The following is a 7980-nucleotide window of genomic DNA, read 5'->3' as shown; positions in this document are numbered from 1 at the left end:
TCACCATGGCCTATGAACCGGCAGCCGGCCAACTTCTTCGCTTCAACACCGCTGGCGCTGACACCCGGTTCAGCTGGTCCGGAAGCCAAATGATCTCCGAATACGGTACCGCCTTCGTGATCAACCGCCGCTATGTGCCCGGTCCCGGTACCGACGAGCCGGTGGTATGGTACGAAGGCTCGGGCACGAGCGACCGCCGCTGGCTGCACGCCGATGAGCGCGGCTCGGTAGTGGCGGTGAGTGACGGCTCGGGCAACGCGATCGCGGTCAACCGCTACGACGAATATGGCATTCCCGCATCGACCAACATCGGCCGCTTCCAATACACCGGCCAGGCATGGCTGCCCGAGCTCGGCATGTACTACTACAAGGCCCGCATCTACTCACCGACGCTGGGCCGCTTCATGCAGACCGATCCGATCGGGTACGGCGCAGGTTTGAACGTTTATAACTATGTGAACTCTGACCCCGTAAACTATCGGGACCCAGCGGGACTTGATCCCGAGCCTCTTCCTGGCTGGCCGAATTGCTATTGGGATCCCGATACGACGACGACGACCTGCGGCGGCGATGGGGGGCATCCCAAGGACGAAGAGGGGGTTCCTTGGTGGTATGGAACGGGAGGCGGAAACGTTGGCGGCGGCTCTGGCAGCCTTGGAGGAGGTGTCGGCGGAAGTGGAGGAATTAATAGCGCTATCGTGGTGCGGGCAGCCGTGTCGCCGCAAGAGACGCCGTGTGGCGACTCCCCGGATAGCGCCCTCAATATCGTGCGCGACGGTTTGGATTGGCTGAGTGTGGGCGCAGATGGCCTTTCCATTGCAGCCACAGCGACAGGCGTTGGCGCTCCGATCGGGGGACTCGTCAAAGGTTTACAGATCGGCTTGGAAATAGGCATAGGCGGGATCAACGCATACGATGCCTACTTTAACGGAAACTACGCTCCAGGAGCAGCTCAACTTGCGGGCCTCGGCACTAAACTTATCCCAGGAGGCGCACTGGCTTCGAGAGCGGCAAGAAGTCTTAGAGGAGGACAGGCCCGTAACGCTCTCGGACAGTTTAGGAGGTCGATGCTCGATACTGCAGCGGGCCGTGAAGCTGTCGACACTGGATTAGGGAGAGCGGCAGGTGCCGCCACAGAGGGCACAATATGTCTATTCAACTGAATCAAGCTATCGTCATATTTTTTGTGTGGGTGTTTTGCTTACTGGAGGACCAGTGGTTCGATAAACTCCTTAGGTATCAGATTGAAGGCCAGGCTGAAAAGGTTGGCTCGCCTGCAAATAAAGCAATAGAGTTATACAATAAAATCAAAAATCGTTTTCTTTGGATTGCGTTGGCAACTGCATTAACGATGATCCTTTTGTCATTTCATATTGATAGCGCGACGGTGAGGATTGCGATTATTTCAATGGGCGTGTTGATTTGCCTTACTTACGTAATTCTTAAACTTATACCGTATAACAAATCGTCGAAGATGCTCGGTAAGAGTTAATCAATGCCGCAAAATACGAAATCCACTTTCGAGAAGTTTAAGGATTGCGGAATCAGGATCACATGGCATCAGATGCGACGTAGGCCCACCGTAGGTCGAATATCGCCGAACAATCCAGCCAGCGCACTTTGACCAGGAAAACCGGATCCAAACGCCCCGGCTGAGTTTGGGTAGAGTTTGGGTCGCCGTCGTTGGAGGCCCAAGTTTCAGTCAAAATCGGCGGAGAACCAATGCTCCTGCCCGCAGCCCTGAACAGCCTTCGTAATGCAGGGGTCACAGGTTCGAGTCCTGTAAGCGTCTACTTCTGGGAGTTGAAAGCGGCGAAGCTGCCTTCCGGGTCGGGCCGCTCGTAGCGGCAGCGGCGGCCCCATTTGTGGGCGTTGAATCTCGCTTCCGCTTGCGAGCGCTACTCACTCACGGAGATGATGATGATGATCGAACACTTGCCCCGATCAAATATTATTGGTTGGCAGCGGTCGCATTCTTCGGCGCGACGATTCTAGCGGCGTCGATCCGTCTGCGGCACGACCGCGCAGTAATGCGCTTGGAACGGTGACAAGGCGGCGCAGTGCCGGAGACCCGAACCGAAGCCCAGCCAGCGCCAGCGTCCAAGGATGTCGCTGCGCTGAATGTCCATTTGGGGCTTAGCGGTCCTTCCCTACCGGCGATCAACGATCGGCAGCTATTGCCGTTCTCAAGCCGAAAGAGGACAGGCGGCTTCCGGCCCAACTTTGGTCGAAGATCGTAGCGGTATGTGATGTCCGCTTATGGGGCGGGGCGAGCGCATCCCCCATGACCGGCTTTGGGGCGTTCGCGGACAGGTCGCTTTAATGAGTCTACGGTCTAAATCTCTCTAATCTGTATCGCATCTGGCGCAGGAATTGGCGATGTAACGAGCGTCGTCCCCGGTTTGCGGACGCTTCTTTCAAGTGGATTTGCAGACGCCCGGTGGCTTCCATTTACAACTCTTTACTGGCCATGTTTCCGCAGATGCGCAGCTTCCGGCTTGTACGGACTTCGCCTTTCTTCCGTGTCCCCGAGGCGCCGATGCGCCTCTGAGGGTTCTGGTGGTCGATGATGACGCGCGCATTCGACTGCAGATTGCCGGCCATCTGACCGAACGGGGGTACATGGTGGTTGAAGCTGCCAGTGCGGACGAGGCGCTGCTGCTTCTCGAGGACATTGATCGCTCGATCGACTGTGTTTTCTCGGACGTTCAGATGCCCGGCCGTTATGATGGTGTCGATCTGGCCCGCTGGGTACTCAGCCACCGTCCCGGATTGGCAGTTCTGCTCGCATCAGGGAGTTTCCAGGTCGAGGATCTTGAACCGGAGCTTCGCACCATTCTGCCGGTGCTCGCGAAGCCATATCGCGGTGAAGCCGTCGAGGCGTGCATGGCGTCCTTGGTCACGGCCATGAGGCTGAACCACGTCGACCGGCTGACAAATTCCGCCTGAAGCAGAGGCAATGGGGATTCCGGACTGAAGTTCTCTCAGTCCGCCACTCAAAGCTTTCCGCGCTGGTACTCCCGGAGCTTTGCCTCCGGATCGCCCCTAAGCCTGCGTTTCCGCCAGTAGTTTCGCCGCCGGTAAATGACGGTTGCCGCACAAGCAGCGACGGTGGCCCCACCTCCCATGACCCAGATCAGTGCGGTGCTCAGGTCCGTCGGAATCACGTCGGTCTTCTCGTTACTGCCTTGGCCTCCTGGTCGCGCTTAAACCATCGAAAGCGGAGGCAATGTAAATTGTGGTAAAGGACCGCGGAAGCCGAACGGAACCGAGGGCGGAAAGAAGGTGGATGCCCATACCGTCTTGAACCCGGTTATCGTCGATCTGGTGGTGGAGCCCCCAATATCCGGGAGGCGAAACGTGATGGATTACCATCTGGCGTCGCCATGCGGCCGCCGCGCCGCAGCGGAAATGCCGCGGTTCACAACTGGCAATCTTCACACCATTCTTCACATGATTTGGGCTTGAGAGCGATTCGCAAAAATGCTATGGAAAATTTCCCGTAAATTTCAGAGGTTTGCGGTGCGTTGAGGCGTTGCCGATGGCGAGGAGCCAAATTTTGGTACCGGCATTCGCAGGTTCGAATCCAGCCGGAATGATCGCGAAACCGCCGCTGCCCGGCGCCCTATGTCTGGGCATTGGCACGGCGCTCACACCGGGCTTGCGGTCACAGGGCTCGTGGACTCGCGCTCGATGATCGAGAACGGGATATAGACGGTACTCCCCAGGTGTCGGTCGCTTCGCGGCGGTCGAAGCTCCTCGACCAGGCGTTGTGTCGCAAGTTCCGATATCTCCACGATCGGCTGCCGAACCGTGGTCAGAGGAGGCCAGATCTTTACGGCGATCGGCGTATCGTCGAAGCCGACGACGGAAAGCTGGTCGGGAATCAGGATACCGCGACGATGGGCCTCGGAGACGACCGCAGCGGCCATGTCGTCATTGGCGCCAAAAATTGCCGTCGGGGACCGAGACAGGTCGAGGAGCTCGCGCGCCGCCACCAGGCCCGATTCATAGGTGAAGTCCCCCTTGGCAATGAGGGCGCCGTCTTCCTCGATGCCCGCGGCGGCCAATGCCGCCCGGTAGCCCGCCAGGCGCGTCGCACTCGCATAATGCTGCTCCGGCCCCTCGATCAGCCCGATCCGCACATGGCCCAGGTCGATCAGCCGCGCGGTCATCGCCCGCGCCGCATCGTAATCGTCGACGCGCACGCCCGGCATGTTCGCCAGTTCGCGTCCGGGCGACAAAGCCATCATCGGCACATCGGTTACGAACAGTCCGGGCGAACGATCCACGATCTCGCAAAAGGGCGGGGGCAGAAGCAATGCATTGGCGCCGCTGCGCACCAGCCCGTTCAATGCGGCGGCCGTGGCTTCCTCCGTCTCATCGTCGCAGCTTCGGATCAGCAGCTGGGCACCGAGCTGCGCCGACGCGTTGAGCGCCCCGACGAGAACGGCGCTCAAGAACGCGCTTTGCGGATTGCGATAAATGAGGCCGATCCTGAGCTGCGACGCGCTGGCAAGAGCGCGGGCGGCCGCGTTCGGCGTGTAGCCGAGCTCCTCGACTGCCTTGTGGACGGCTTCGCGCGTGCTCTCCAGCACCTTTTTGCGGCCTATAAGCACGTTCGACACCGTCATCGCCGACACGCCGGCGCGGGCGGCGACGTCGCTGATCGTGACGGCCGAACTTGATCGACGTGAACGCTGGCTCATGGACGATGCCTCACAGGCAACATCGCTTCGTGCCCGACCGAAATCAATGATCTAGCCCCTGGGTTGACATGCTCGTCCTTTTCGCAGAGTTACCGACAAAGGCAAGATTTAGCGCTAAACAATAATGGCGCAATGGGGAGGTCCGATCATGGAAGGTATGGACATACGCCATTCCGGTGCCCGCATTCACCGGACCTCCGACGCGCCACGGCCGAATGGGGGAGAGTGGTGATGGCGACGATCCCCGGCAAGTCCGATTCGCCGACCTGGCCCTCACCGGCGAGTGCCTGGTACGCGGCGATCATACTGATGCTCGCGAACACGCTGGCGTTCGTCGACCGGCAGGCGCTGGCGCTGCTCGTACAGCCGATCAAGAACGACCTTCAGATCTCCGACACCGCAATGAGCCTGCTTTACGGGCTGAGCTTCACCCTCTTCTACGTCGCCGTGGGTATCCCCGTGGCGCGGCTCGCCGACCGGTCGAGCCGCCGCAACATCGTCGCCCTTTCGGTATTCGTCTGGAGCGCGATGACGGCATTATGCGGCTTCGCCCGCTCCTTTCCGCTGCTGTTCGCGGCGCGGGTCGGCGTAGGGGCGGGCGAGGGCGGTCTCAGCCCTTCGGCCTATTCGCTGCTCGCGGACTATTTCCCCAAGAACCGGTTGCCCGCCGCGATGGGCGTCTACCAGATGGGCATCTATCTGGGCGGCGCCTGCGCGCTGCTGATCGGCGGCCTCATCTCCACGGTCGTCCCGCCCGGCGAAGAGGTGGTGTTGCCACTGCTCGGCGCCGTCAAGGGCTGGCACATCGTGTTTCTGGCGCTGGGGATTCCGGGGCTGCTGCTGTCGGCCCTGATATTGACGGTGCGCGAACCGGCGCGGCAGGGGACGGCGGGCGAGGCGCCCAAGGTCCCGATCCCGCAGTTCCTGTCGCATATCGGCGGACGCAAGCGCGCCTATTTCGGCATCGCGCTGGGCTTTGCGCTGATGATCTTCGTCGGCAACGGGACCGGCGCGTGGATTCCGGCCTTTCTCGAACGGAAATTCGGCTGGACCACCGCCGAGATCGGCGCTTCCTATGGCCTGATCGTCTTCTTCTGCGGCACCAGCGGCGCGCTGGCGGGCGGCTTCTTCGCGAGCTGGCTGCGCGGCCGGGGGCATGAGCGCGCGAACCTGCACACCGCGCTCATCGGCTTTTGCGTCCTGATCCCCGTGACGATCGGCTTTCCCCTGATGCCCAGCGCCGGGGCCGCGCTTGTGCTGATCGGAGTCATGAACTTCTTCGCGGGCTTCAATTTCGGCGGCGGGCTTGCTGCGTTGCAGGAACTCACGCCGAACCGGATGCGTGCATTGTTGTCGGCAATGTACCTGTTGACGATCAACATCATCGGTGCCGCTCTAGGGCCCACCGCAGTCGCGCTGATAACCGATTTCTGGTTCGGAGACCCGCAGCGCCTGCCCGAGGCATTGGCCGTGACCTGCGCCATAGCCTCGCCTCTTTCCGTGCTCGCGCTGCTGATCGGCATCCGCGGCTATTCCGACGCGCAGACCGTCCAGGAGCAAATGTGACCCTCGAAGCCCCAGACCTCATGACCGACCCGCTTGCGCTCAGCGTCGAGGACCGGGCATGGGTCGATCGCCAGCTCGCTACGCTCAGCGCCGAGGAAAAAATCGGTCAGCTCTTCATTTTCGCGGCCGAGCAGGACACGCTGGAGGAGATTGCCGAACTGGCGGCACTCAAGCCGGGCGGGATCCACCGCTTTCCGGGGCATGATCTCGACAAGGCGTGGGCGTCGACACGCGCTGCGATCGATAGCGCCACGACGCCCGTCGTGATCAGCGGCGATATCGAAGGAGGGACGATCTCGTATCGCTTTTCGACGGCGATACCGAACCAACTGGGCATCGCGGCCTGCGACGATCTGGCGCTTACCGGCGAGCTGGCACGTGTCGTGGCCGAGGAAAGCGCTGCCCTGGGTTATAATTGGTCGTTCACTCCGGTGATCGACATCAATGCTGCCTGGCGCAATCCGGTGGTCGGCACGCGCTCCTACGGTTCCGATGTCGAGCGGATCGCCGGGCAGGCGCAGGCCTATATTCGGGCCCTGCAGGCGCACGGGATCGCAGCGACGGCCAAGCATTGGCCCGGTGACGGCTATGACGATCGCGACCAACATCTCGTGACCACGGTCAACCCGCTGGACATGGAGGCCTGGGAGGCCGGGTTCGGCGAACTCTATCGCCGCGTGATCGCCGACGGAGTGATGACCGTCATGTCCGCGCACATCGCCTTGCCCGCCTTCGTCAGGTCGATCCTGCCGGATGCCGGTCGCGAAGCGTTCCGCCCGGCATCCGTTTCGCGGCTGCTCAACGAGACGCTGCTGCGCGAGCGTCTCGGTTTCAGGGGGCTGATCGTCTCCGACGCTACCGGGATGGCCGGGCTGACGAGCTGGGCCGACCGGGAAGAAAGGGTCCCCGCCGTTATCGAGAATGGCTGCGACATGTTCCTGTTCAGCCGGTCGCCGGCGTCGGACGTGGCGCTGATGACGAAGGGATTGCGCGAAAGCCGCCTGTCCGAGGCGCGGCTCGAAGCGGCGGTCGAGCGCATTCTCTCGTTCAAGGCCAGACTCGGGCTTCACCGGATGACCGCGGAGGAACGGCTGCCCACGCTCGACGACGTCCGGGAGCGCCTGAGCGTTCCCGCGAACCGCATCGTTGCCGAACGCGCCGCGGGGCAGGGCATCACGCTGGTGAAGGACGCGCAGCAGCTGTTGCCGCTCGATCCGGTTCGCCATCGTCGCGTGGTGGTGATCGAAGACGCGGGCTGGAGCTTCTTCGTGGGGGCGCAGCCGCGCAACCTCGATGCGCTCAAGGACGCGCTGCGCGCCGAAGGATTCGAGGTCCGGGATTTCGATTCAGACCACCGCCCGACCCGGGCGGATGCGGATCTGATCCTCTATCTCGCGGGGCAGGAGGCGACGCCCAGCCTCGGCAGCATCTTCCTCGACTGGGGGAAGCTGCACGGCGGATCACGCAAGGCGATGCATCGCTTCGGGCATGAGATCCCGACGCTGATGATCTCGCTCGGACAACCTTATTACCTGTTCGATGCTCCCGACATGGCCACCTACATCAATGCCTATTGCGGGCTCGAGAGCGTGCAACGCGCATTGGTCCCCCGTTTGCTCGGCCGTGAGCCGTTCGCCGGGGTCAGCCCGGTCGATCCCTTTTGCGGACTGGAGCAGGCGAAATGGTGACGCGCGAGCGCATGAGA

Annotated in this window: 5 protein-coding genes; 4 read left to right on the top strand and 1 reads right to left on the bottom strand. The window is 61.7% G+C overall.

Going from position 1 to position 7980, the window contains the following annotated elements; genetic code table 11:
- Positions 1 to 1163, top strand: a 1163-nt coding sequence (locus BR78_RS21310) for an RHS repeat-associated core domain-containing protein (RefSeq protein ID WP_197021297.1), incomplete at its 5' end; no start/stop codon positions are given.
- Between the two features lie 1396 nt (positions 1164 to 2559).
- Positions 2560 to 2949 carry a response regulator gene (locus tag BR78_RS0107370; protein WP_231478183.1) on the top strand — a complete coding sequence of 130 codons (390 nt, stop codon included), beginning with the start codon at positions 2560 to 2562 and terminating at the stop codon, positions 2947 to 2949.
- 701 nt (positions 2950 to 3650) lie between these two features.
- Here BR78_RS0107370 and BR78_RS0107365 read toward each other — a convergent pair.
- Positions 3651 to 4709, bottom strand: a complete 1059-nt coding sequence (locus tag BR78_RS0107365) for a LacI family DNA-binding transcriptional regulator (protein WP_029728733.1) — start codon at positions 4707 to 4709, stop codon at positions 3651 to 3653.
- Between the two features lie 231 nt (positions 4710 to 4940).
- Here BR78_RS0107365 and BR78_RS0107360 point away from each other — a divergent pair, with 231 nt between their 5' ends.
- Complete coding sequence (locus BR78_RS0107360) at positions 4941 to 6275, top strand: spinster family MFS transporter (protein WP_029935915.1); 1335 nt, start codon at positions 4941 to 4943, stop codon at positions 6273 to 6275.
- Complete coding sequence (locus BR78_RS0107355; protein WP_029728771.1) at positions 6272 to 7963, top strand: glycoside hydrolase family 3 protein; 1692 nt, start codon at positions 6272 to 6274, stop codon at positions 7961 to 7963. The genes BR78_RS0107360 and BR78_RS0107355 overlap by 4 nt, the downstream gene beginning before the upstream one ends.
- Positions 7964 to 7980 lie beyond the last annotated feature (17 nt).

It is taken from the genome of Sphingomonas sp. UNC305MFCol5.2 (assembly GCF_000712135.1).
In the GTDB taxonomy this organism is placed as follows: domain Bacteria; phylum Pseudomonadota; class Alphaproteobacteria; order Sphingomonadales; family Sphingomonadaceae; genus Sphingomonas.
This window is presented reverse-complemented; position numbering and strand designations above follow the sequence as displayed.